This window comes from Serratia myotis (assembly GCF_027474885.1).
Classification (GTDB): domain Bacteria; phylum Pseudomonadota; class Gammaproteobacteria; order Enterobacterales; family Enterobacteriaceae; genus Serratia; species Serratia proteamaculans.
In genome coordinates this window covers 3,062,720-3,086,804 of the sequence record NZ_CP099707.1, presented here as the reverse complement: position 1 = coordinate 3,086,804, position 24,085 = coordinate 3,062,720, and the positions used below count along the sequence as shown (strand labels likewise).

Annotated in this window: 19 protein-coding genes, 2 tRNA genes and 1 other RNA gene; 13 read left to right on the top strand and 9 right to left on the bottom strand. The window is 51.3% G+C overall.

Annotated features, from left to right (window positions below; translation table 11 throughout):
• Positions 1 to 149 precede the first annotated feature (149 nt).
• From NHG65_RS14590 to NHG65_RS14570, 5 genes are all read right to left on the bottom strand, one after another.
• Positions 150 to 276: non-coding RNA, RtT sRNA (locus NHG65_RS14590), on the bottom strand.
• Positions 277 to 319: 43 nt separating this feature from the next.
• Positions 320 to 404 (bottom strand) — tRNA-Tyr (locus tag NHG65_RS14585).
• A gap of 194 nt (positions 405 to 598) precedes the next feature.
• Positions 599 to 683 (bottom strand) — tRNA-Tyr (locus NHG65_RS14580).
• Positions 684 to 841: 158 nt separating this feature from the next.
• On the bottom strand, positions 842 to 1,690 hold the full coding sequence (gene purU / locus NHG65_RS14575) for a formyltetrahydrofolate deformylase (protein ID WP_085117091.1): 849 nt from the start codon (positions 1,688 to 1,690) through the stop codon (positions 842 to 844).
• Positions 1,691 to 1,813: 123 nt separating this feature from the next.
• Positions 1,814 to 2,278 (bottom strand): YchJ family protein, encoded by a 465-nt coding sequence (locus NHG65_RS14570; protein WP_499182331.1) that lies wholly within the window; start codon positions 2,276 to 2,278, stop codon positions 1,814 to 1,816.
• 141 nt (positions 2,279 to 2,419) lie between these two features.
• On the opposite strand from NHG65_RS14570, the gene rssA reads away from it, so the two are divergent.
• The 5 genes from rssA to NHG65_RS14545 all read left to right on the top strand — a co-directional run bounded on the left by rssA (position 2,420) and on the right by NHG65_RS14545 (position 7,969).
• Positions 2,420 to 3,325 carry a patatin-like phospholipase RssA gene (rssA, locus tag NHG65_RS14565; protein ID WP_099064217.1) on the top strand — a complete coding sequence of 302 codons (906 nt, stop codon included), beginning with the start codon at positions 2,420 to 2,422 and terminating at the stop codon, positions 3,323 to 3,325.
• 105 nt (positions 3,326 to 3,430) lie between these two features.
• Positions 3,431 to 4,444 carry a two-component system response regulator RssB gene (gene rssB / locus NHG65_RS14560; protein ID WP_099064398.1) on the top strand — a complete coding sequence of 338 codons (1,014 nt, stop codon included), beginning with the start codon at positions 3,431 to 3,433 and terminating at the stop codon, positions 4,442 to 4,444.
• A gap of 200 nt (positions 4,445 to 4,644) precedes the next feature.
• Entirely contained in the window at positions 4,645 to 5,562 is a 918-nt protein-coding gene (gene galU, locus NHG65_RS14555; RefSeq protein WP_099064216.1) for a UTP--glucose-1-phosphate uridylyltransferase GalU, read from the top strand.
• Between the two features lie 43 nt (positions 5,563 to 5,605).
• Positions 5,606 to 6,949: a UDP-glucose dehydrogenase family protein gene (locus NHG65_RS14550; RefSeq protein WP_099064215.1), complete on the top strand. Its 1,344-nt coding sequence runs from the start codon at positions 5,606 to 5,608 to the stop codon at positions 6,947 to 6,949.
• A gap of 9 nt (positions 6,950 to 6,958) precedes the next feature.
• Positions 6,959 to 7,969 (top strand): NAD-dependent epimerase, encoded by a 1,011-nt coding sequence (locus NHG65_RS14545; protein WP_499182330.1) that lies wholly within the window; start codon positions 6,959 to 6,961, stop codon positions 7,967 to 7,969.
• A gap of 216 nt (positions 7,970 to 8,185) precedes the next feature.
• On the opposite strand, the gene hns is transcribed toward NHG65_RS14545, so the two are convergent.
• Positions 8,186 to 8,593, bottom strand: coding sequence for a histone-like nucleoid-structuring protein H-NS (gene hns, locus NHG65_RS14540; protein ID WP_006321188.1), 408 nt, complete (start codon positions 8,591 to 8,593; stop codon positions 8,186 to 8,188).
• A 696-nt stretch (positions 8,594 to 9,289) separates the two neighbouring features.
• Here hns and NHG65_RS14535 point away from each other — a divergent pair.
• A complete protein-coding gene (locus NHG65_RS14535) occupies positions 9,290 to 9,874 on the top strand; it encodes a thymidine kinase (RefSeq protein WP_085117085.1) in 585 nt (194 codons plus the stop codon).
• A gap of 126 nt (positions 9,875 to 10,000) precedes the next feature.
• Here NHG65_RS14535 and adhE read toward each other — a convergent pair whose 3' ends face one another.
• Positions 10,001 to 12,673: a bifunctional acetaldehyde-CoA/alcohol dehydrogenase gene (gene adhE, locus NHG65_RS14530; protein ID WP_099062835.1), complete on the bottom strand. Its 2,673-nt coding sequence runs from the start codon at positions 12,671 to 12,673 to the stop codon at positions 10,001 to 10,003.
• Positions 12,674 to 13,197: 524 nt separating this feature from the next.
• Between adhE and NHG65_RS14525 the strand changes: the two genes are divergently transcribed.
• The 7 genes from NHG65_RS14525 (at position 13,198) to oppF (ending at position 21,912) form a co-directional block, all read left to right on the top strand.
• Positions 13,198 to 13,842: a YchE family NAAT transporter gene (locus tag NHG65_RS14525; protein ID WP_085117083.1), complete on the top strand. Its 645-nt coding sequence runs from the start codon at positions 13,198 to 13,200 to the stop codon at positions 13,840 to 13,842.
• Between the two features lie 691 nt (positions 13,843 to 14,533).
• Positions 14,534 to 16,171, top strand: a complete 1,638-nt coding sequence (locus tag NHG65_RS14520) for an ABC transporter substrate-binding protein (RefSeq protein WP_099062837.1) — start codon at positions 14,534 to 14,536, stop codon at positions 16,169 to 16,171.
• Between the two features lie 150 nt (positions 16,172 to 16,321).
• A complete protein-coding gene (oppA, locus tag NHG65_RS14515) occupies positions 16,322 to 17,959 on the top strand; it encodes an oligopeptide ABC transporter substrate-binding protein OppA (RefSeq protein WP_112348480.1) in 1,638 nt (545 codons plus the stop codon).
• Between the two features lie 83 nt (positions 17,960 to 18,042).
• Complete coding sequence (gene oppB / locus NHG65_RS14510) at positions 18,043 to 18,963, top strand: oligopeptide ABC transporter permease OppB (protein WP_085117080.1); 921 nt, start codon at positions 18,043 to 18,045, stop codon at positions 18,961 to 18,963.
• 14 nt (positions 18,964 to 18,977) lie between these two features.
• Positions 18,978 to 19,886, top strand: a complete 909-nt coding sequence (gene oppC, locus NHG65_RS14505; protein WP_099062839.1) for an oligopeptide ABC transporter permease OppC — start codon at positions 18,978 to 18,980, stop codon at positions 19,884 to 19,886.
• Positions 19,887 to 19,897: 11 nt separating this feature from the next.
• A complete protein-coding gene (locus tag NHG65_RS14500; protein WP_099062840.1) occupies positions 19,898 to 20,914 on the top strand; it encodes an ABC transporter ATP-binding protein in 1,017 nt (338 codons plus the stop codon).
• Complete coding sequence (gene oppF / locus NHG65_RS14495; RefSeq protein WP_099062841.1) at positions 20,911 to 21,912, top strand: murein tripeptide/oligopeptide ABC transporter ATP binding protein OppF; 1,002 nt, start codon at positions 20,911 to 20,913, stop codon at positions 21,910 to 21,912. The genes NHG65_RS14500 and oppF overlap by 4 nt, the downstream gene beginning before the upstream one ends.
• A 64-nt stretch (positions 21,913 to 21,976) precedes the next feature.
• On the opposite strand, the gene NHG65_RS14490 is transcribed toward oppF, so the two are convergent.
• Both NHG65_RS14490 and cls read right to left on the bottom strand, forming a co-directional pair.
• Positions 21,977 to 22,300: an HI1450 family dsDNA-mimic protein gene (locus NHG65_RS14490; protein WP_004945300.1), complete on the bottom strand. Its 324-nt coding sequence runs from the start codon at positions 22,298 to 22,300 to the stop codon at positions 21,977 to 21,979.
• A gap of 176 nt (positions 22,301 to 22,476) precedes the next feature.
• Positions 22,477 to 23,937: a cardiolipin synthase gene (gene cls / locus NHG65_RS14485; RefSeq protein WP_085117076.1), complete on the bottom strand. Its 1,461-nt coding sequence runs from the start codon at positions 23,935 to 23,937 to the stop codon at positions 22,477 to 22,479.
• Positions 23,938 to 24,085: the final 148 nt, after the last annotated feature.

The following is a 24,085-nucleotide window of genomic DNA, read 5'->3' as shown; positions in this document are numbered from 1 at the left end:
TACTGCATTAAAGAAGTCAGTGGTATAGCGAATTGTTGGCCGGAGTTCAAGTTGAGGATGCGCTAAAAGGTTAGGGGAATTGATAAATGGGAGATCTGAGAGATAAAGAGGATTTGGTGTTTGATTGGGTTATTGGGGGCGTACAAGGATGGTGGTGGGGGAAGGATTATTCGTCGCTATGCGATTCACCCTTCGGGCCGCGCTGAAGCGCGTTGTCTCATTGCATGAGACTCGAACCTTGTCGAAGCTTCTCATCCCTCCCGGTAAGGAGTGATGTGGTACTTTCAGGTTTGATTTAATACTGGGGGATATACAAGGATGGTGGTGGGGGAAGGATTCGAACCTTCGAAGTCTGTGACGGCAGATTTACAGTCTGCTCCCTTTGGCCGCTCGGGAACCCCACCATGGTATTCATGGTTTTACTTATTATTTAACAGGAGATCGGCTAGATTCCTGTGGCGCTTCTTCTGAAGGATTACCGCGCTGAAGCGCGTTGTCTCGCTGCGCTCGGCTCGAACCTTGTCGAAGCTTCTCATCCTCCCCCTCCGTGTTTTATGCAGCTTCAGCTTTCGCTGTGCTCTCATCAACAGAGAGAAGATGGTGGTGGGGGAAGGATTCGAACCTTCGAAGTCTGTGACGGCAGATTTACAGTCTGCTCCCTTTGGCCGCTCGGGAACCCCACCACTGGCCTTGCTTGCGAAACATCTGTCTCGGTAAGCGGGGCGCATCATATCAAATGAAACGGGCGTGTAAAGTATTGAAATGCAGAAAATGAATCGTTTGCCGGTTTTTTACTCGTGGCGGTGCATCCCTGAACGAAAGGCACCGCTTTATTGAGCAATTACAGAATAACCGTCCGGTTGCCGTAAACAAATACCCGCTGCGCCAGCACATGGTACAGCGCGCGGCTGAGTGCATTCTTTTCAACGTCACGTCCGGCACGCATCATATCGTCAGCAGAATAGGTGTGATCGACATGGATCACGTCCTGCATGATGATTGGGCCTTCATCCAAATTGTCGTTAACGTAGTGGGCGGTAGCGCCGATGATTTTCACGCCGCGTTCGTAAGCCTGATGATAAGGTCGGGCACCGATAAACGCCGGTAGGAACGAGTGATGGATGTTGATCACCTGATTCGGGTAGTGCTGGACGAATGCCGGCGTCAACACCCGCATATACTTGGCCAGTACCACATAGTCCGGCTGATACTGATCAATCTGGGCCATCATTTTCTGATCGTGCTGGTCGCGCGTCAGGCCTTCATGGCTGACCAGGTGGAACGGAATATCGAAACGCTCTACCAGCGTTTGCAAGGTGTCGTGGTTACCGATAACCGCAGCGATTTCTACATCCAGACCACCGTAGGCGCTTTTCATCAACAGGTCGCCCAGGCAGTGTGCCTCTTTAGTAACCAGGACGACAATACGACGACGGCCAGAGTTATGCAGTTCACGAACCGAACCCACCGGCAGCGCGCTGTCGAGATCTGCCAGTAGTGTGGTGTCGTTGAAAATGCCTTCCAGTTCGGTACGCATAAAGAAACGGCCGGTGCGGTGATCAACAAACTCGTTGTTTTGAATAATGTTGAGTTCATGCTTGTAACAAATATTGGTGATCTTGGCGATCAGACCTTTGGCATCCGGACAAATGGTGCGCAAAACTTTTCTTTGTACATTTTGGTGTGGCATGGGAGTGAGGATCCTGTCTGATACTGAACGTCCTGTCTTCGCAGGCGAGAGTTTTTATCATCTTTGTTTTCAAGCTGTGCCCGATTAGCCACGCCTGAAATCTATGGTGCCTGTGACTGTCGGCTAACGCCCACAGCACTTTTTATATTTTTTCCCTGATCCGCAGGGGCAAATGGCGTTTCTGCCAGGCTGGGGTTTGGTTCCGTCAATATAATACCAGCGTTGGTCAAGCAGAAGGAAGCGCGAACGCTCGTGCATCGCTTTGTGCTCGCCGGTACTGCCGTCGACGAAGCGAGCGATGAACTCGACAAAACCTTCTCCGGTTTCATATCCCTGTTTTTCTTCCACCACCGTCAGGCCGATCCACTCGGTATTCTCGAAGCTATCGACGATCCCATTGCGCCATTCAGCGGCATGACAGTCCGGATGCCAGGTGGCTACCAGATAATCCACATTGTGTTTTACGTAAGCGCTAAAACGCGAACGCATTAATTTACCGGGGGTCGACGGCGTTTGGGTGCCGTTGATGTAGGGCTCGCAGCATGCGCTATACTCCAGGCCGCTGCCGCAGGGGCATAATTCGGGCAAGGTGACTCCTAAAATGGCCGGAACGAAATGAACGGGCCGATGCCGAAACAAATTTAGAGCATATGTTACCTAACAATATTCGGCTGTGACAATCTAGGCTGACAGCTCGGGCGTAACATTCACCGAAAAAGGACGGAAACGATGCGGAAAATTAAGATCGGATTGGCATTGGGCGCGGGTTCGGCCAAAGGGTGGGCACATATCGGGGTGATCAACGCGCTAAAGAAATTGGGTGTTGAAGTCGATATAGTAGCTGGCTGCTCGGTGGGTGCCTTGGTGGGGGCTGCCTTTGCCAGCCACCGTCTGCCGGCGATGGAAACCTGGGTGCGTTCATTCAGCTATTGGGATGTGATCCGTCTGATGGACCTGTCCTGGCAACGCGGCGGGCTGTTGCGTGGGGAACGGGTGTTCAATGCGGTAGGGCAGTTGTTAAAGATTGATGATATCGCTGAATGTTCACTGAAGTTTGGCGCGGTGGCGACTAATCTGAGCACCGGACGGGAACTGTGGTTAACGGAAGGGGATATTCATCAGGCGGTGCGTGCGTCGTGCAGTATGCCTGGTCTGTTGGCGCCGGTATGGTTTGACGGCTATTGGCTGGTGGATGGTGCGGTGGTGAATCCGGTGCCTATCTCATTGACCCGGGCTTTGGGGGCAGACATCGTTATTGCCGTTGACTTGCAACATGATGCCCATCTGATGCAGCAGGATCTGTTCTCGGTACGCACTCCTGATATGGAGACACCAAAAGATCTCCCTGCCCGAAACTGGCGAGGGCGACTGAGGGAACGTATCAGCAAAATGACCACCAGAAAGCCGAATTTCACGCCGACGGCGATGGAGATCATGGGGACCTCGATCCAGGTGCTGGAAAATCGGCTGAAACGCAATCGCATGGCCGGCGATCCGCCGGATGTGCTGATCCAACCCTATTGTCCACAGATCTCGACGTTAGACTTCCATCGTGCCGACGAGGCGATTGAAGCGGGTAGACTGGCGGTTGAAAAACAGCTGGATATGCTGTTGCCATTGATAAAAAACAAATAATTTACGGTTCTTAACGGTATGCTCTGCGCTGGTGAAAATTTCAGGCAGGCATAAACGGTCTTTTTGAGCCACTATTACACTATGGAAAGGGAAGAGGCTCGGCTGATGGCATTACCACTGACTCACAAGCGCATTTTGGTCGTTGAGGACGAACTGGTTTTTCGTTCCGTGCTTGTTGGCTATTTGAAATCGTTGGGGGCGGAAACCAGTGAAGCGGCCAACGGTTTGCAGGCATTGAGTTTGGTGGATGATGTTCATCCCGATTTAATCCTGTGCGATCTGGCGATGCCGGAAATGGATGGGATCGAGTTTGTCGAACATCTGCGCCTGCAAGGCGTACAAACCCCGGTATTGGTGATCTCGGCGACCGACAAAATGGCGGATATCGCCAAAATGTTGCGGTTAGGCGTCCAGGACGTGTTGTTAAAACCGGTGACCGATCTCAATCGCCTGCGTGAAGCGGTGCTGGGCTGTCTGTATCCCAATATGTTTACCTCACCGGCTATCGAAGAAGTGGAACTGTTCCAGGACTGGGATGCACTGAGTAAAAATCCCTCCGAAGCGGTGAAGTTACTCAAACAGTTACAGCCTCCGGTGCAGCAGACCATCGCTCATTGCCGGATTAATTACCGGCAATTAACCACCGGCGAGAACCCGGGGTTGGTGCTGGATATTGCAGCGTTATCGGATAAGGATCTGGCGTTCTATTGTCTGGATGTGACCCGCGCAGGGGATAATGGCGTATTGGCGGCATTACTCCTGCGGGCTTTATTTAATGGATTACTGCAGGATCATTTAGCTAATCAGCGCCATCGGTTGCCGCAAATGACCGCATTGTTAAAGCAAGTTAATCAATTATTACGTCAGGGCAAACTGGAAGGGCAATTCCCGTTGTTGGTCGGTTATTATCACGCCGAATATAAAAACCTGATTTTGGTCTCCGCAGGCCTGCATGCCAATGTAAATACCGGCGATAATCAAATTCAACTGAGCAACGGCGTGCCGCTTGGGACGCTGGGTGCGACCTACATGAATCAAATCAGCCAGCACTGTGCTGCCTGGCAGTGCCAGGTTTGGGGCTCTGGCGGCCGGCTGCGCTTGATGCTCAGCGCCGAATAAACCACCGTGATTAAAACAGCATGTAAAATTTAGATATTTGACGTGCTTATTTTTACCTCAGTTAACCCATTGGGTAATTGTCCTAAAGTTTTTCTATTTGTGCTGCGGCTAATGCCAGTCAGTCATAAACTGGTATACTCCGGAGGTTTTTTGTATGGCGGATGAAGCTCATAAACCGAGCGCTATTAAGAGAGGAAATAATGCCTGCTGTAAATCGTAAAGTCAGAAAGGCTGTGATCCCGGTTGCAGGCTTGGGAACACGGATGTTACCGGCGACAAAAGCCATTCCAAAAGAAATGCTGCCGCTGGTTGACAAGCCCTTGATCCAATACGTTGTCAATGAATGTATTGCAGCAGGGATTAACGAGATTGTGTTGGTAACCCATTCCTCCAAGAATTCGATCGAAAACCATTTCGATACCAGTTTTGAACTGGAAGCGATGCTGGAAAAACGTGTTAAGCGTCAGTTGCTGGATGAAGTTCAGTCTATCTGTCCAAAGGGCGTTACGGTGATGCAGGTACGTCAAGGGGTAGCTAAAGGGTTGGGACACGCGATTATGTGTGCTTACCCGCTGGTGGGTGATGAGCCGGTGGCCGTGATTTTGCCGGATGTGATCCTCGATGAGTACAGCTCCGATCTGAAAAAAGATAATTTGCACGAAATGCTGCAGCGCTATGAACAAACCGGTATCAGCCAGATTATGGTCGAGCCCGTGCCACATAAAGATGTTGGCAACTACGGCGTGGCCGATTGCAAAGGGTATGATCTGCAGCCGGGCGAAAGTGCCCCGATGGTCAGCGTAGTCGAGAAACCTTCGCCGGATGAAGCGCCATCTAATCTGGCCATTGTTGGCCGCTATGTGCTCTCCGCCGATATCTGGCCGCTGCTGTCGAAAACCCCTCCGGGTGCCGGTGGTGAAATCCAGCTTACCGACAGCATTGAAATGCTGATGCAGCAAGAGACAGTAGAGGCTTATCACCTGAAAGGGATCAGCCATGACTGCGGCAATAAGCTCGGTTATATGCAGGCGTTTGTCGAATATGGCATGCGACATGCCGGGCTGGGCCAAGAGTTTACTCAGTGGTTGAAACAGTTACTGGCCGCTGATAAGAAATAATTTATTTATCTTTCGTCTTAATTTGAAAAACTAGGATTTTCCCATGAAAGTAACAGTTTTTGGTATTGGCTATGTTGGCCTGGTGCAGGCTGCGGTTCTGGCTGAAGTCGGTCACGACGTTATGTGTATCGATATAGACGAGCATAAAGTCGAAAACCTGAAGAAAGGGAACATCCCTATTTTTGAGCCTGGTCTGACGCCGTTGGTGCAACAAAACTATGAAGCCGGTCGTTTGCATTTCACCACCGATGCAAAAGCCGGGGTCGCGCATGGCACCATTCAATTCATCGCCGTGGGCACACCACCGGACGAAGATGGCTCTGCCGATTTGAAATATGTGACTGCCGTGGCTCGTACCATCGCAGAACATATGACCGATCGCAAAGTGGTGATTGATAAATCTACCGTGCCGGTCGGCACCGCAGATAAAGTCCGTCAGGTTATGGAAGAAACGCTGCAGAAACGCGGTAGCAAGGTTGCTTTCGATGTGGTTTCCAACCCGGAATTCCTGAAAGAAGGCGCTGCGGTAGCAGACTGCATGCGTCCTGAGCGCATCGTCATCGGTACCGATAACAAAGATGTGATCGAGCCTATTCGCGAGCTGTATGAGCCGTTCAATCGCAACCACGATCGTATGATCATGATGGACATCCGTAGTGCTGAACTGACCAAGTATGCTGCCAACTGCATGCTGGCGACCAAAATCAGCTTTATGAATGAAATGTCTAATCTGGCCGAAATGCTTGGCGCAGACATTGAGAAAGTGCGTCAGGGTATCGGTTCTGATTCCCGTATCGGCTATCACTTTATCTATCCAGGCTGCGGCTATGGCGGCTCCTGCTTCCCGAAAGACGTTCAGGCCCTGATCCGCACCGCGGAGCATATTGGCTACCAGCCAAAACTGTTGCAGGCGGTAGAGCAGGTTAACTATCAGCAGAAATATAAGCTGACCAAATTTATCAAGCATCACTTTGGTGAAGATCTGAAGGGCAAAACCTTTGCGTTGTGGGGACTGGCCTTCAAACCTAATACCGACGACATGCGTGAAGCCTCCAGCCGTGTGCTGATGGAGCAGCTGTGGGAAGCGGGTGCTACCGTGCAGGCGTACGACCCTGAAGCGATGAACGAAGTACAGCGCATCTATGGCCAGCGTGACGATCTGAAGCTGGTAGGTACCAAAGAAGCGGCCCTGCAGGGGGCTGACGCGTTGGTTATCTGTACCGAATGGCAGAATTTCCGCGCGCCTGATTTCGACGTGATTAAAGGTTCGTTAAAGCAGCCGGTGATCTTTGATGGCCGCAACTTGTTTGACCCTGAGCGTCTGGAAAGCCGCGGCTTTACCTATTATGCCATTGGTCGCGGTGCGTCCATTCAGCCGGTTATTTAAGGGACAAATATGAAATTCCTGGTTACAGGCGCGGCAGGGTTTATTGGTTATTACACCGCTGAGCGTCTGTTGGCCGCTGGGCATCAGGTTGTCGGTATCGACAACCTGAATGATTATTACGATGTGGGTCTGAAAATGGCTCGCCTTGATCTGCTGGCGGATAAACCCGATTTCCAGTTTATTAAGCTGGATTTGGCCGATCGTGAGGGCATGGCGCAGCTGTTTGCCGAGCACCAGTTCCAGCGGGTGATTCATCTTGGGGCTCAAGCCGGGGTGCGTTATTCATTGGAAAACCCGCTGGCCTATGCTGACTCGAATCTCATCGGGCATTTAAACGTGCTGGAAGGGTGTCGACACAATAAAGTCGAGCATCTGTTATATGCCTCTTCCAGTTCGGTATATGGGCTGAATCGTAAGCTGCCTTTTGCGACTGAAGATTCTGTTGATCATCCGATATCATTGTATGCGGCTACCAAAAAAGCCAATGAGCTGATGTCACACAGTTACTCTCACTTATATAGTCTTCCCACCACCGGTTTGCGTTTCTTTACCGTATATGGTCCGTGGGGGCGCCCGGATATGGCGCTGTTTAAATTTACCAAGGCCATATTGGCGGGCGAGAGCATCGATGTATATAACCACGGGGAGATGCACCGTGACTTTACCTACATCGACGATATCGCGGAGTCTATTGTGCGGTTGCAGGCGGTTATTCCTCAGGCCAATGCTGCCTGGACAGTTGAGCAGGGATCGCCAGCGACCAGTTCTGCGCCGTACCATGTCTATAATATCGGCAACAGCAGTCCGGTGAAGCTGATGGAATATATCAGTGCACTGGAACAGGCGTTGGGGATTGAGGCTCGTAAGAATATGCTGCCGATGCAGCCTGGTGACGTGTTAGATACCAGTGCTGATACTGCGGAGCTTTATCGTGTTATTGGCTTCAAGCCTGAAACCAGCGTTGAAGAAGGCGTGAAACGCTTTGTTGAATGGTATAAGTCATTTTATAAAGCTCAGTAATTGAGCAGTACGTAAATGCTATAAGGGGCCTTGGCCCCTTTTTTTATGCTTAGACAAAGTCAGGTCAGTTCGGTAAGTCAGGAGACAAAAACCAATGGGGAGAGGGGGCTGCCATAGGATAATTACCTAAAGCTTAACTTATGTTCTAACCAGCCAGGAAATAAGCATAACAAAAAGGCTCCCAAGGGAGCCTTTTTAACGTGCATCGAAATGCTATTACAGCAGGAAATCGTCCAGAGATTTACCTTGCTCTTCGATAGCTTTCTTAATCACTGCTGGAGTACGGCCCTGGCCAGTCCAGGTTTTCAGTTCGCCGTTTTCATCTTTATATTGGTATTTAGCCGGACGTGCTGCACGTTTAGCTTTACCAGCGGCTTTAGTAGCAGCCATAGTTTGCAGCAGTTCGTTAGGATCAATACCGTCAGCAATCAGCATTTCACGATATTGCTGCAGTTTACGGGTGCGTTCTTCAACTTCTGCTTGAGCCTGGCTGTCTTCTTCGCGACGTTCGTTCACAACAACTTCCAGTTTTTCAAGCATTTCTTCCAGCGTTTCCAGGCTACATTCTCTTGCCTGTGCGCGTAGAGTACGGATGTTGTTCAAAATCTTTAATGCTTCGCTCATTGTCCTAGTCTCAAATTATATTGGTGGGGGGCGTCTGGATAATAATAGAGTGCTCTTTTCTTTTCTGCAATAGACAAATTGAAAGGAACGCTCAAATTTACCTTTTAAAACACCTAACCGGAACACTACGGGTAATATAGGTGGGGGCGATAAGTATTACAACCTCCATTTTTAAGTCAAATTTTCAACAGTAGGGTATGTTTACTATGCCTGAAAGGCATTCATGGCTAAGTTATAATTGTGTTTTATATCAATATTACGCTGAATTCTGTGGGTTAAATCACGCGCCTAAGTATGCCAACACTGTAAACAATGGGGGTATACGAGTAAAGATAACGTCAAGAACTGTACCCTTAGCTGTTTTATGTCATTAAATACTCTGGTGTCGCACCGGTAGGCGTTAATAGATTCAATTTCTCTGTGTCTCGGGGGACGGGGCAGACCTGTTTTGCTATAACCATTAATGCCTGATGCTAATCATTAGCAGTAATTAAATGTGATGACAGACGGCAATTATCCTGTAAATAGATGTAAAGGCATGGCACGTACAGAACGGAATGTTTCACTTGAAAGTTTGGTATTCGTTTTGTCGGGATGTTGATTAACCCGGAGGCGTGAGCAGGCCGACAGGTTATGGTACACTTTACGCCTGAATCAACGTTTGAATATTTCTTATACCATTGGAGTTGCGGGCCCATGGCTCAACTTTATTTTTATTACTCTGCAATGAACGCAGGGAAATCTACCGCGTTGTTGCAATCTTCATATAATTATCAAGAACGTGGTATGCGTACACTGGTGTTTACCGCCGAAATAGATCACCGTTTTGGCGTGGGCAAGGTGAGCTCGCGGATTGGCCTGTCATCTCAGGCACAGCTCTATAATAATGAGTCGATGCTCTACGCGATGATTGCACAGGAACATCAACAGCAACCGATACACTGCGTGTTGTTGGATGAAAGCCAGTTCCTGACGAAGCAGCAGGTTGAGCAATTATGCGATGTCGTCGACCAACTGGATATTCCGGTTTTGTGTTACGGCTTGCGTACCGACTTCCTGGGTGAACTGTTCATTGGCAGCCAATACTTGCTGGCCTGGGCGGACAAACTGGTAGAGTTGAAAACTATCTGCCATTGTGGACGTAAGGCCAATATGGTGTTACGGCTGGATGAGAGCGGGCAGGCGATGCATGCCGGTGAGCAGGTAGTGATTGGCGGTAACGAGAGCTATGTCTCCGTTTGTCGCAAGCATTACAAGGAAGCCATACAGGCACTGGAGTAAGGTTTAAACACGACAGCGAGCCCTGTGGCACGTTTAAACGCTATTGTGCAACCTGGTAGATTGAGCTGAACCTTCCGCATAAAAAAAACCGCCTTTCGGCGGTTTTTTTATTGGCTCAATGAACCGTTACTTTTTGGTCTTTTTTTCTGTTTTGGCCGCAACAGGGGCTACCAAAACTTCTTCATCTTCTGCTTCACTAAACTTACGGCCGTAGAAGGTATCCAGCATAATTTGCTTCAGTTCTGCAATCAGCGGATAACGCGGGTTGGCGCCGGTACATTGGTCGTCAAAGGCGTCTTCAGACAGCTTGTCAACTTTCGCCAGGAAATCGGCTTCCGTCACACCGGCTTCACGGATTGATGCCGGGATGCCCAGTTCGGCTTTGATCTCGTCCAGCCAGGTCAGCAACTTCTCGATTTTCTGAGCGGTACGGTCGCCTGGAGCGCCCAAACCGAGGTGGTCAGCGATTTCAGCATACCGACGACGAGCCTGCGGGCGGTCGTACTGGCTGAATGCCGTTTGCTTGGTTGGGTTGTCGTTCGCGTTATAGCGAATAACGTTGGAGATCAGCATGGCGTTGGCCAGACCGTGTGGGATGTGGAACTCAGAGCCCAGTTTGTGGGCCATTGAGTGGCAAACCCCCAGGAAGGCGTTGGCGAATGCGATACCGGCGATGGTTGCGGCATTGTGCACGCGCTCACGGGCTACCGGGTTCTTGGCACCTTCTTTGTAGCTGGCTGGCAGATACTCTTTCAGCAGTTTCAACGCTTGCAGCGCCTGACCATCAGAGTATTCGTTCGCCAGTACTGAAACGTAAGCTTCCAGCGCATGAGTCACCGCATCCAGGCCGCCGAAGGCGCACAGGGATTTTGGCATGTTCATCACCAGGTTGGCGTCAACGATCGCCATATCCGGTGTCAGCGCATAATCCGCCAGTGGGTATTTCTGGCCGGTTACGTCGTCGGTCACTACCGCAAACGGTGTTACTTCTGAACCAGTACCAGAGGTGGTGGTCACGGCAATCATTTTTGCTTTGACGCCCATTTTCGGGAACTTGTAGATACGTTTACGGATATCCATAAAGCGCAGCGCCAGGTCTTCGAAATGAGTTTCAGGATGTTCGTACAGCACCCACATGATCTTCGCAGCATCCATCGGTGAACCCCCACCCAGCGCGATGATCACGTCTGGTTTGAAGGAGTTCATCTGCTCAGCGCCTTTACGCACGATGGACAGCGTTGGGTCCGCTTCAACTTCAAAGAAGACTTCTGTTTCAATGCCGTGAGACTTCAGAACGGAGGTGATCTGGTCTGCATAACCGTTATTGAACAGGTAGCGGTCGGTCACAATGAAGGCGCGTTTTGCCCCGTCGGTCGCTACTTCTTCCAGCGCGATAGGCAGTGAGCCACGGCGGAAGTAGATTGATTTCGGAAGTTTATGCCACAACATGTTTTCTGCTCGCTTCGCTACAGTTTTCTTGTTGATCAGGTGTTTTGGACCGACGTTTTCAGAGATGGAGTTACCACCCCAGGAACCGCAGCCCAGCGTCAGTGACGGAGCGAGTTTAAAGTTGTAAAGGTCACCGATGCCCCCCTGAGAAGCCGGGGTGTTGATCAGGATACGCGCGGTTTTCATCTTGTCGCCGAAGAAGGCAACGCGTTCCGGCTGGTTATCCTGGTCGGTGTACAGACAAGAGGTGTGACCGATACCGCCCATGGCGACCAGTTTTTCCGCTTTGCTGACGGCGTCGGCAAAGTCTTTGGCGCGATACATAGCCAGCGTAGGCGACAGTTTTTCGTGAGCGAAAGGCTCAGTTTCATCAACCAGTTTCACTTCACCGATCAGCACTTTGGTGCTTGCCGGCACTTTGATGCCAGCCATCTCAGCGATTTTCGGTGCAGACTGGCCAACGATAGCCGCATTCAGGCCGCCGTTTTTCAGGATAATGTCCTGAACGGCTTTCAGCTCTTTCCCCTGCAGCATGTAGCCGCCGTGGGTAGCGAAACGTTCGCGTACTGCATCATAGATTGAATCAACCACGATGACTGACTGCTCAGAGGCACAAATTACGCCGTTGTCGAAGGTTTTGGACATCAAGATTGAAGCGACAACGCGTTTGATGTCTGCGGTTTCGTCAACCACCACAGGGGTGTTACCTGCACCAACGCCGATAGCCGGTTTGCCGGAGCTGTAGGCGGCTTTCACCATGCCTGGACCGCCGGTCGCGAGGATCAGGTTGATGTCAGGGTGGTGCATCAGTTGGTTAGACAGTTCAACGGTAGGTTGGTCGATCCAGCCGACGATGTCTTTTGGCGCACCGGCGGCAATCGCGGCTTGCAGCACGATATCCGCTGCCTTGTTGGTGGCGTTTTTCGCACGAGGGTGCGGAGAGAAGATAATGCCGTTACGGGTTTTCAGGCTGATTAAGGCTTTGAAAATGGCCGTGGAAGTCGGGTTGGTGGTAGGTACGATACCGCAAATCAGGCCAATAGGCTCTGCAATGGTGATGGTACCGAAAGTATGGTCTTCGGCCAGAATGCCGCAGGTTTTTTCATCTTTATAGGCGTTGTAGATAAACTCTGATGCGAAGTGGTTCTTGATCACTTTATCTTCAACGATACCCATCCCGGATTCTTCAACGGCCAATTTGGCCAGAGGAATACGGGCATCGGCAGCGGCGAGGGCAGCAGCGCGGAAAATTTTATCAACTTGCTCTTGAGTGAAGTTGGCATATTCGCGCTGGGCTTTTTTGACACGTGCAACTAGCTCGTTCAGTTCAGCGACATTTGTTACAGCCATAATGCTCTCCTGATAATGTTAAACTCTTTCAGTAAATCAGCCGTGCGAGCAAGTAGTATAGACAGATCGGGGGAAAATGCTGCTTTAAAAACAAGGGCTTTCCGCCATTTTTTGTCACATGTCGCTGATTTGCTTAAAGAGCTTTACCCGATGCTTCAGCAGGAGAAGACAGCGGGCCGAACAGAGATGCCACTTTTTCCTTAACCTGTTCTACTCCCTGACTACGACTAAGAGCTTAACTACTCTTGGTTAGTGATTTTGTGATTTAAATCATAAAAACCGCAAGCTGACACCATTCAGCTATGGTTGTTGAGAATGATTCTTGATAACTGCCATGTCAGACACTTTTCTCAACATAAAAAATCATAAACCGTACATTGCTTTAACAATGGAGAATTATCTTATCGGTATGGGTATAAATAGATATAAATCCCGCCCATGACCAATGGATTACCCGTGGCAATTCTATTACATTAGCGCGCGAAGGCATTGTCACTTTTAGCGTTACTAAAGCGGAGTCATTTGTGGGCCCATCTCTGTTGGATTTTTCCGGCTTCATTAAATTTTTTGTCGGCCTGTTTGCACTGGTGAACCCGGTGGGTATTTTGCCGGTGTTTATCAGCATGACCAGCTACCAGGCGGCGGCCGGGCGCAATAAAACTAACCTGACCGCCAACCTGTCGGTCGCCATTATCCTGTGGACCTCGCTGTTTTTGGGGGAGGGGATTTTGCGCATGTTCGGCATCTCTATTGACTCGTTCCGTATTGCCGGCGGCATCCTGGTGGTCAGTATTGCCATGTCGATGATCAGCGGCAAGCTGGGCGAGGACAAACAGAACAAACAGGAAAAATCAGAGAGCGCGATCCGTGAGAGCATCGGCGTGGTGCCGTTGGCATTGCCGCTGATGGCTGGACCGGGCGCCATCAGTTCCACCATAGTCTGGAGTTCTCGCTACCACAGCTGGCAGAACCTGCTGGGGTTTACCCTGGCCATCGCGTTGTTTGCCTTTTGTTGTTGGTTGTTGTTCCGTGCTGCGCCTCTGCTGGTGCGTCTATTGGGGCAAACCGGCATTAACGTCATCACCCGTATCATGGGGTTGTTGCTGATGGCATTGGGTATCGAGTTTATCGTGACGGGTATAAAGGCCATATTCCCCGGCTTGCTGTAATCCGGCGAATGAGTCGCGAATAGGATGATTCGCGGCTCAAATTAATTTTAAAAAATAAAAACTATTATTGGCTCGCATTAATATAGTGCTTAATGTGAATGAATTTTATTCACTTGCACCATAATGTGGCATAAATCTTAATCTGTTGCTCAATAAAAGCTCTAAGCGCTATTTTTACCCCTTATCCCCCTCGGTTATTGCCCTTTATTACCTTCTGAACATCAAATTCGCTGTTAATTTAATCACATCATTCTGTAGGGCTTGTCTCGCTTTCATCCAGGTGTTATTAGTGATTAACCGCACATAAGCAGGTGTTTGTTCTTTGAACTGCGCCTTTGTTAACTGAATGTTTCTTTATCTGGTGTGTGGGTTCGCTGCGTACGGCTCTGACGGTTATTTTTTTAATTTTAATCATTAAAATCATTGGTTTAAATTATTTTTATGTACCCCCTTCACCAGTGGGTCAGAACCTTCTTGGAGCAATAAAAGAGAATTGCTTAACATTTCTGTAAAAATTATTGGCTATGGAAATTGCCTTCTGCTAATTTCCGAGCAACTTTCTACGCGTAATTAATGGTATCGCGTCGCCAAAGTGGGAATGATTTTTGCTGGTGTCTGTTTATTTAGAATTCTTATAAATACTTCACGAATATCGATAAGCATTGCTTGTTGGTGAAAAGGAGCCTCGACCATGCAGCAAACCTTAAAGCGCACTCCATTGGCCATGTTCATTGCCGGTTTGCTGAGTCTCAGCACCGTTTATTCTGCTCAGGCGGCTGATGTTCCTGCCGGGGTGCAATTAGCCCAACAGCAGAAGATTGTCATTAACAACGGTTCAGAAGTGGCTTCATTGGATCCGCATAAGGTCGAAGGCATACCGGAAAGCAATATCATTCTGAACCTGCTGGAGGGGTTGGTCAGTACCGACGCCAATGGGCACGTGGTGCCGGCCGCGGCGACAAATTGGGAAAATCAGGATTTTAAGACCTGGACTTTCCACCTGCGGCCCGACGCGGTATGGAGTGATGGCTCACCGGTCACCGCACAGGATTTTGTCTACAGTTGGCAGCGCCTGGCCGATCCGAAAATCGGCTCACCTTACGCCAGCTATCTGCAGTACGCCAAAATTGAAAATACCGACGCGATCCTGACCGGCAAGCAAAGTCCGCAGACCCTCGGCGTTAAAGCCATTGATGATAAAACGCTGCAGGTCTCCCTGAGCGAGCCAGTGCCGTATTTTATTAGCATGCTGAGCCACACCTCGCTGAAACCGGTAAAACGTTCGGTGGTTGAGAAGTTTGGCGACAAATGGACGCTGCCTGCGAACTATGTCGGCAATGGGGCCTATCGCTTGAAAGATTGGGTGGTGAATGAGCGTATTGTGCTTGAACGCAGCCCAACCTACTGGAATAACAAGAAAACGGTAATCGATCAGGCAACGTTCTTGCCGATTTCTTCAGAGGTCAGTGACGTCAACCGCTTCCGCAGCGGTGAAATTGATATCACTAACAGCGCCATCCCGCCGAACCTGTTCGCGAAGATGAAGAGCGAAATCCCTGAGCAATTGCACGTTAACCCTTATCTGTGCACTTTTTATTACGAGATCAACAACCAGCGCGCACCATTTACCGATGCCCGGGTGCGCGCTGCAGTAAAACTGACGTTGGACCGCGACATTATCGCCAACAAGATCATGGGCCAGGGACAGATCCCGGCCTACAGCTTTACCCCGACCTTTACTGAAGGCGCCAAGTTCACGGCGCCGGAATGGGCAGGATGGAGCCAGGAACAGCGCAATACCGAGGCGAAGAAATTGTTGGCCGAGGCAGGTTTCAGCGCGGCTAAACCGCTTAAATTCACGCTGCTGTACAACACCTCCGATCAAAATAAACAGCAGGCGATCGCAGCGGCGTCAATGTGGAAGAAAAACCTCGGTGCGGATGTCACGCTGCGCAATCAGGAGTGGAAAACCTCACTTGAAAGCCGCCATCAGGGGCAGTACGACGTGGCTCGGGCCACCTGGTGTGGTGATTATAATGAGCCAAGTGCCTTCCTGAACCTGCTGATCTCCAATAGCAGCATCAACACCATTTTTTACAAGAGCCCGGCGTTTGACGCCCTGATGGCCAGCACGCTGAAGGCGCCGGATGAAGCTGCCCGCGCTGCTCTTTATCAGCAGGCGGAGACGCAGTTGGACAAAGACTCAGCGTTGGTCCCGGTGTATTACCGCATTAGCGCGCGTCTGATCAGACCGTCAGTGGGCGGCTTTACCGGTAAAGATCCGCTGGATTACACCGATGTGAAAAATCTATACATCATCAAGCAGTAACGAGGGGTATTACGTCACGCCAACAACGGTGAGTAATACAGGGAAGACCGCCTGCCGTATTCGTTCATCGGTAGCCGGTATAACAAGGTCCGCTCACGGGCAACGCAGGCTCCACGACGAGCCTGTGATAATAAAAACTGGAGTATACACATGACCAACATCACGAAAAAAACCATCCTTGCGGCCGGCATCATTGCCGCGCTGGGCATCACAGCAACCGGAAGTGCTTTTGCGGCTGACGTGCCGGCGGGCGTGCAACTGGCGGACAAGCAAGAAATCGTTAAAAACAACGGTTCGGAAGTGCAGTCCCTGGATCCGCACAAGATCGAAGGCGTGCCGGAAAATAACGTTACCCGCGATCTGATGGAAGGCCTGGCCAACAATGGTCCGGATGGGGCTATCGTTCCCGGCGTGGCGGAAAGCTGGGATAACAAAGATTTTAAAGTGTGGACCTTCCATCTGCGTAAAGACGCAAAATGGTCGAATGGCAAGCCGGTAACGGCGCAAGATTTCGTTTATAGCTGGCAGCGCGTGGTGGATCCAAAAACGGCATCCCCTTACGCCAGCTATCTGCAATACGCTCATGTAGAAAACGTCGATGACGTTATCGCTGGCAAGAAAGACAAATCCACCCTGGGCGTGAAAGCAATCGACGATCACACCTTCCAGGTTACCCTGACCGAGCCGGTGCCTTACCTGGTTGAAATGACGCCGCACTATGCGATGAAGCCAGTGTTTAAAGATGCGGTCGAGAAGTTTGGCGAGAAGTGGACCCTGCCGGCGAACTACGTCAGCAACGGTGCTTATAAGCTGAAAGACTGGGTGGTTAACGAACGTATCGTGCTGGAACGTAACCCGGAATATTGGGATAACGCAAAAACCATCATTAATAAAGTGACGTTCCTGCCAATTGCGTCGGAAGTGACCGACGTAAACCGCTACCGCACAGGCGAAATCGACATGACCTATAACAACATGCCGATTGAACTGTTCCAGAAATTGAAAAAAGAGATCCCGAAAGAAGTTCATGTTGATCCTTACCTGTGTACCTATTACTACGAGATCAACAACCAGAAAGCGCCATTTACCGATCAGCGCGTACGTGAAGCGCTGAAACTGGGTCTGGATCGCGACATCATCACCAATAAAGTGAAAAACCAGGGTGATCTGCCAGCCTACAGCTTCACACCTCCTTACACCGATGGCGCCAAACTGACGCCACCAGAGTGGTTCGGCTGGACGCAGGAAAAGCGCAACGAAGTAGCGAAAAAACTGCTGGCTGATGCGGGTTATGGCCCAGGCAAACCACTGACATTCTCACTGTTGTACAACACTTCCGACCTGCACAAAAAACTGGCTATCGCTGCGGCCTCCATCTGGAAGAAAAATCTGGGTGTGGACGTGAAGCTGGTGAATCAGGAGTGGAAAACCTTCCTGGACACCCGCCATCAGGGGACCTATGACGTAGCGCGCGCCGGCTGGTGTGCCGACTATAACGAACCAAGCTCGTTCCTGAACATGATGCTGTCTGACAGCAGCAGTAACACCCCGCACTATAAGAGCGCGGAGTTCGATAAGTTGATGGCGAATGTGCTGACGGCGAAAACCAAAGAAGAACGTGCAGAGCTGTATCAGAAAGCCGAAGTGCAGCTGGATAAAGACTCTGCCATCGTTCCGGTTTATTACTATGTGAATGCCCGTCTGGTGAAACCTTATGTTGGGGGTTACACCGGTAAAGACCCACTTGATAACGTGTACGACAAAAACCTGTACATCATCAAGCATTGATAAGGTAAGTGCCGGCGGTGTGAACCGCCGGCCCATGTTGAGAATAATAAGCCGTTATCAGGCTGCAGCACAGGGTTAGGGCAATGCTTAAATTTATATTTCGTCGCTTGTTAGAAGCGATCCCGACACTATTTATCCTTATTACCATCTCATTCTTTATGATGCGTTTGGCTCCTGGCAGCCCATTTACCGGCGAGCGTGCATTGCCGCCGGAAGTGATGGCCAACATCGAAGCCAAATATCATTTGAACGATCCGATCTGGAAGCAGTACGGCCATTATCTGGTGCAACTGTCGAAAGGCGATTTTGGGCCGTCATTCAAATACAAAGATTACTCGGTAAACGATCTGGTGGCTGCTTCATTCCCGGTCTCCGCCAAACTTGGCCTTGCCGCATTTTTGTTGGCGGTCGTCCTGGGGGTTAGTGCTGGGGTGGTTGCTGCACTGAATCAAAATACCAAATGGGATTATACGGTGATGGGCTTTGCCATGACCGGGGTGGTGATCCCCAGTTTCGTGGTGGCGCCGTTACTGGTGTTGATTTTCGCCATCACGCTGAAATGGTTGCCGGGTGGCGGTTGGAACGGAGGGGCGCCGAAATACATCATCCTGCCGATGGTGGCGTTATCACTGGCCTATATTGCCAGTATCGCCCGTATCACGCGTGGATCGATGATTGAAGTGCTGCACTCAAACTTTATCCGCACAGCCCGCGCCAAAGGCTTACCGATGCGTCGCATTATTTTCCGCCATGCGCTCAAGCCTGCGTTATTACCGGTGCTTTCTTATATGGGCCCGGCGTTTGTCGGCATTATCACTGGTTCCATGGTGATCGAAACCATTTATGGTCTGCCGGGTATCGGCCAGCTGTTTGTTAACGGCGCGCTGAACCGTGACTATTCCTTGGTATTGAGCCTGACCATTCTGGTGGGTGGCCTGACTATTTTGTTTAACGCGATCGTCGACGTGCTGTACGCCGTTATCGATCCAAAAATTCGTTATTAAGCTGGAGCACGCAAATGATGTTGACGAAAAAGAACAGCGAGGCTCTGGAGAACTTCAGCGAAAAGCTCGAAGTGGAAGGGCGCAGCCTGTGGCAGGATGCCCGTCGCCGCTTTGTGCATAACCGTGCGGCAGTCAGCAGTCTGTTTGTGCTGGTGCTGATTACCCTGTTTGTGATTGTGGCACCCTGGCTGTCACAGTTTGCCTATGACGATACCGATTGGGCGATGATGTCGGCCGCGCCGAGCCTTGACGCGGGCCATTACTTTGGCACCGACTCCTCCGGTCGTGACTTGCTGGTGCGCGTGGCGATTGGCGGACGTATCTCGCTGATGGTTGGCGTATCAGCCGCGCTGGTTGCGGTGATTGTCGGGACGCTGTATGGCGCGATGTCCGGTTACCTGGGCGGTAAAACCGACTCGGTAATGATGCGCCTGTTGGAAATCCTCAACTCCTTCCCGTTCATGTTCTTCGTTATCTTGCTGGTCACCTTCTTCGGGCAAAACATCCTGTTGATCTTTGTGGCGATCGGCATGGTGTCCTGGCTGGATATGGCGCGTATTGTGCGCGGACAGACCCTGAGCCTGAAGCGTAAGGAATTTATCGAAGCGGCGTTGGTGTGCGGGGTGTCGAGCCGCAATATCGTGCTGCGCCATATCGTGCCGAACGTGCTCGGTGTGGTGGTGGTATACGCTTCATTGCTGGTGCCGAGCATGATCCTGTTCGAATCCTTCCTCAGCTTCCTGGGGCTGGGTACTCAGGAACCGTTAAGCAGCTGGGGTGCATTGCTGAGCGATGGCGCCAACTCGATGGAAGTTTCACCGTGGTTGCTGCTGTTCCCAGCGGGTTTCCTGGTTGTCACTCTGTTTTGTTTCAACTTTATCGGCGATGGCCTGCGTGACGCCCTCGACCCGAAAGATCGTTAAGGAGTGCAATCATGAGCACCATTGAAAATCCGCAGTTGCAAACCAGCACCGCCGCCAAATCGCCGCTGTTGCTGGATGTAAAAGACCTGCGCGTGACCTTCGGCACCCCGGACGGTGACGTGACGGCAGTGAACGATCTGAACTTTGACCTGCGCGCCGGCGAAACGCTGGGTATCGTGGGGGAATCAGGTTCTGGTAAATCCCAGACCGCCTTTGCGCTGATGGGGCTGTTGGCCAGCAATGGTCGCATTGGCGGCTCGGCTAAATTTAACGGCCGTGAAATCCTCAACCTGCCGGAAAAACAGCTCAACAAGCTGCGGGCGGAAGAGATTTCGATGATCTTCCAGGACCCGATGACCTCACTCAACCCCTATATGCGCGTTGGTGAGCAGTTGATGGAAGTGCTGATGCAGCACAAGAACATGGGTAAAAGTGCAGCCTTTGAAGAATCGGTGCGCATGCTTGATGCGGTTAAAATGCCTGAAGCGCGTAAGCGCATGCGCATGTATCCGCATGAGTTTTCCGGCGGTATGCGCCAGCGCGTGATGATTGCCATGGCGTTGCTGTGCCGGCCGAAGCTGTTGATCGCCGATGAACCTACCACCGCACTGGATGTGACGGTTCAGGCGCAGATCATGACGCTGCTGAACGAGCTTAAGCGCGAGTTCAACACCGCCATCATTATGATCACCCACGACCTGGGCGTGGTGGCCGGCATCTGTAACAAGGTGCTGGTAATGTACGCCGGACGCACCATGGAATATGGCAGTGCACGCGATGTGTTCTATCGTCCTAGCCACCCTTACTCGATTGGTTTGCTGAATGCGGTACCCCGTTTGGACGCCGAAGGTGAGGCGCTGATGACTATTCCTGGCAACCCACCGAATCTGCTACGCCTGCCGAAAGGCTGCCCGTTCCAGCCGCGTTGTTCTTACGCGATGCCGCAATGTGCAAGCGCTCCGCCGTTGGAGCAGTTTGGCGAAGGGCGTCTACGTGCCTGCTTTAAACCGGTGGAGGCGTTGGTATGAGTACGGTAACCGACAAGAAAGTCCTGCTCGAAGTGGCTGATTTGAAAGTGCACTTCGACATTCATGATGACAAACAGTGGTTCTGGCAGCCGCCGAAAACCCTGAAGGCCGTTGACGGTGTGACGTTGCGCCTGTTCGAAGGGGAAACTCTGGGCGTGGTGGGCGAGTCGGGCTGTGGTAAATCGACCTTTGCCCGCGCCATTATCGGTCTGGTGAAAGCGACCAGCGGGCGCGTTGCCTGGCTGGGTAAAGATTTGCTCGGTATGAGCGACGTTGACTGGCGCAAAACCCGCAGCGATATTCAGATGATCTTCCAGGATCCGCTGGCCTCACTGAACCCGCGCATGACCATCGGGGAAATCATCGCCGAACCACTGCGCACCTATTACCCAAAAATGCCGCGTCAGGAAGTGAAAGACAAGGTTAAAGCGATGATGCTGAAGGTTGGCCTGTTGCCAAACCTGATCAACCGCTATCCGCATGAGTTTTCCGGTGGTCAGTGTCAGCGTATCGGTATCGCCCGCGCTCTGATCCTGGAGCCAAAACTGGTGATTTGTGATGAACCGGTCTCGGCGCTGGACGTGTCGATCCAGGCACAGGTGGTGAACCTGCTGCAGCAACTGCAGCGTGAAATGGGGCTGTCGCTGATCTTTATCGCTCATGACCTGGCGGTAGTAAAACACATCTCTGACCGCGTGCTGGTGATGTATCTGGGCCATGCGGTGGAACTGGGCACCTATGACGAGGTGTATCACAACCCGCAGCACCCTTATACCAAAGCTCTGATGTCGGCGGTGCCGGTTCCGGATCCGGACAAGGAGAAGGATAAAAAGATCCAGTTGCTGGAAGGGGAACTGCCTTCACCGATCAACCCGCCATCTGGCTGCGTGTTCCGCACTCGCTGTCCCATCGCCGGGCCGGAATGCGCCAAGACCCGACCGTTGCTGGAAGGCAGCTTCCGTCATGCGGTTTCTTGTCTGAAGGTCGATCCGCTGTAACCGGTGTTTTCCGCCAACAAAAAACCCGCCAAAATTGGCGGGTTTTTTTATGCCTGATAGCCGCTTACTCTTTCCACAGAATGTGGCAAAGCTTGTGGTCTTTCTCTCGGCACAGCAGCACGCGGGCAAACACGTCATTGATCGGTTCGCCATCGCTGTCCGCCAGGCCAATCACCACTTCGGCGAAGAAGTCCGGGTTCAGGTCAAAATCCACATGCTCCGACCAGTCTTCCGCCGGGTCATACAGTTCGGCGCCACCGCGTTCCTCAAACTGCAGGTTGAACAGCAGAATATCCGCCGGATCCAGATTGTCGCCGGCCAACTCCAAAAAGATGTCGTAAGCCTGTTCCAGCGTTTCGTCTTCAGTAAGGCGGTTATTCAAATCCATAATTAAATCCCGATAACAAATGATTCCTCATTATACCCTATGAATTTCAAGTTGCAGCTAGGCGACCAGATCATTCATCCTCAGATTGGTGGGGCGCTGCATGCTGCGCCCGTGTTAATCGGGGCGAATTTGTTCGCCCCCTACGGAAAGGGTATAAAGCATGCCCGCTACGGCATTTATAGCAGCGGGCTGAAAAAGTAGAACAGGCGCTCAACAATACGGTGCCAGAACGGCCGTTTCTGCCACTCTTTGGCATTCAGCAACTGCGAGCGGGCTATATAGTCATCCTGCACGCAGGCCAGATCGCTGCCGAAACCGTCATCGTCGATCACCAGTGTGATTTCGAAATTCAGCCACAGGCTGCGCATGTCCAGATTCACTGTGCCAACCAGGCTGAGCTGGCCATCGACCAGTACGCTCTTGGTATGCAGCAGGCCGTCTTCAAACTGGTAGATATTGACGCCTGCTTCCAGCAGTTCGGAGAAGAAAGAGCGACTGGCCCAGCGTACCATCGTGGAGTCGTTGTCGCGTGGCACAATAATGCTGACTTCAACCCCGCGCAGTGCGGCGGTGCAGATCGCATGCAGCAAATCGTCACTTGGCACGAAGTAGGGGGTGGTCATGATCAACTGTTCACGTGCTGAGTAAACCGCGGTCAGCAGCGCCTGGTGGATCATTTCTTCCGGGAAGCCGGGACCGGAGGCGATAACCTGGATAGTGTGACCGCTTTCCTGTTCGAACGGCATGATATTGACGTCCGGCGGCGGTGGCAGGATCCGTTTACCGGTTTCAATCTCCCAGTCACAGGCATAAACGATACCCATGGTACTGGCGACCGGGCCCTCCATACGTGCCATCAGATCGATCCACTGACCGACACCGGCGTCCTGTTTGAAATAGCGTGGATCGACCATATTCATACTGCCGGTGTAGGCAATATAGTTGTCAATCAGTACCACTTTACGGTGTTGACGCAAATCCATCCGACGCAGGAATACGCGGAACAGGTTGACCTTGAGTGATTCCACCACCTCGATGCCGGCATTACGCATCATGCCGGGATAGGGGCTGCGGAAGAACTGCAGGCTGCCGGCAGAGTCCAGCATCAGGCGACAATGTACACCGCGGCGCGCAGCGGCCATCAGGGATTCGGCCACCTGATCCACCAATCCGCCGGGCTGCCAGATGTAAAACACCATCTCAATATTATGGCGCGCCAGCTCAATATCACGGATTAGCGCTTTTAGCGTTGCGTCGGTGGTGGTGAGTAACTGAAGTTGGTTGCCCTTGACGCCATCAATACCCTGGCGACGATTGCACAGTTGGAACAGGGGTCTGGCGACCTCGCTGTAATCGGTGGCGAAGATGCGCTGGCTCTCTTTTAATTCGCTCAGCCAGCGTGCGGTGGAAGGCCACATCGCCTTGGCGCGTTCGGCGCGGCGTTTGCCCAGATGCAATTCACCAAAGGATAAATAAGCCACAATACCGAACAGCGGCAGAATATAGATAACCAGTAACCAGGCCATAGCGGAAGGTACAGCGCGGCGTTTCATCAGAATACGCAGTGTCACACCGGCGATAAGCAGCCAGTAACCAAAGACCATGAGCCAACTGATTACGGTATAAAATGTTGTCATAAAGGCGAAAAATCCCGTTCGCAAACCACCAACGATGAGTGTACGCACAGAACGCTAAAGGGGAAACCTTTTCTCGGCGCTTATGTTGCAAAAATATGATTGGCTTAAGGCACTTGCTGTAAACAAAAAATACATTTTTCGCCGGTTG

Coding starts and splice junctions, on each gene's coding strand:
- galU (WP_099064216.1), top strand. CDS start 4,645: ATGCCTGCTGTAAATCGTAAAGTCAGAAAGGCTGTGATCCCGGTTGCA.
- NHG65_RS14500 (WP_099062840.1), top strand. CDS start 19,898: ATGAGCACCATTGAAAATCCGCAGTTGCAAACCAGCACCGCCGCCAAA.
- NHG65_RS14535 (WP_085117085.1), top strand. CDS start 9,290: ATGGCTCAACTTTATTTTTATTACTCTGCAATGAACGCAGGGAAATCT.
- oppF (WP_099062841.1), top strand. CDS start 20,911: ATGAGTACGGTAACCGACAAGAAAGTCCTGCTCGAAGTGGCTGATTTG.
- oppB (WP_085117080.1), top strand. CDS start 18,043: ATGCTTAAATTTATATTTCGTCGCTTGTTAGAAGCGATCCCGACACTA.
- NHG65_RS14550 (WP_099064215.1), top strand. CDS start 5,606: ATGAAAGTAACAGTTTTTGGTATTGGCTATGTTGGCCTGGTGCAGGCT.
- cls (WP_085117076.1), bottom strand. CDS start 23,937: ATGACAACATTTTATACCGTAATCAGTTGGCTCATGGTCTTTGGTTAC.
- NHG65_RS14520 (WP_099062837.1), top strand. CDS start 14,534: ATGCAGCAAACCTTAAAGCGCACTCCATTGGCCATGTTCATTGCCGGT.
- rssB (WP_099064398.1), top strand. CDS start 3,431: ATGGCATTACCACTGACTCACAAGCGCATTTTGGTCGTTGAGGACGAA.
- hns (WP_006321188.1), bottom strand. CDS start 8,593: ATGAGCGAAGCATTAAAGATTTTGAACAACATCCGTACTCTACGCGCA.
- oppA (WP_112348480.1), top strand. CDS start 16,322: ATGACCAACATCACGAAAAAAACCATCCTTGCGGCCGGCATCATTGCC.
- adhE (WP_099062835.1), bottom strand. CDS start 12,673: ATGGCTGTAACAAATGTCGCTGAACTGAACGAGCTAGTTGCACGTGTC.
- NHG65_RS14545 (WP_499182330.1), top strand. CDS start 6,959: ATGAAATTCCTGGTTACAGGCGCGGCAGGGTTTATTGGTTATTACACC.
- rssA (WP_099064217.1), top strand. CDS start 2,420: ATGCGGAAAATTAAGATCGGATTGGCATTGGGCGCGGGTTCGGCCAAA.
- oppC (WP_099062839.1), top strand. CDS start 18,978: ATGATGTTGACGAAAAAGAACAGCGAGGCTCTGGAGAACTTCAGCGAA.
- NHG65_RS14490 (WP_004945300.1), bottom strand. CDS start 22,300: ATGGATTTGAATAACCGCCTTACTGAAGACGAAACGCTGGAACAGGCT.
- purU (WP_085117091.1), bottom strand. CDS start 1,690: ATGCCACACCAAAATGTACAAAGAAAAGTTTTGCGCACCATTTGTCCG.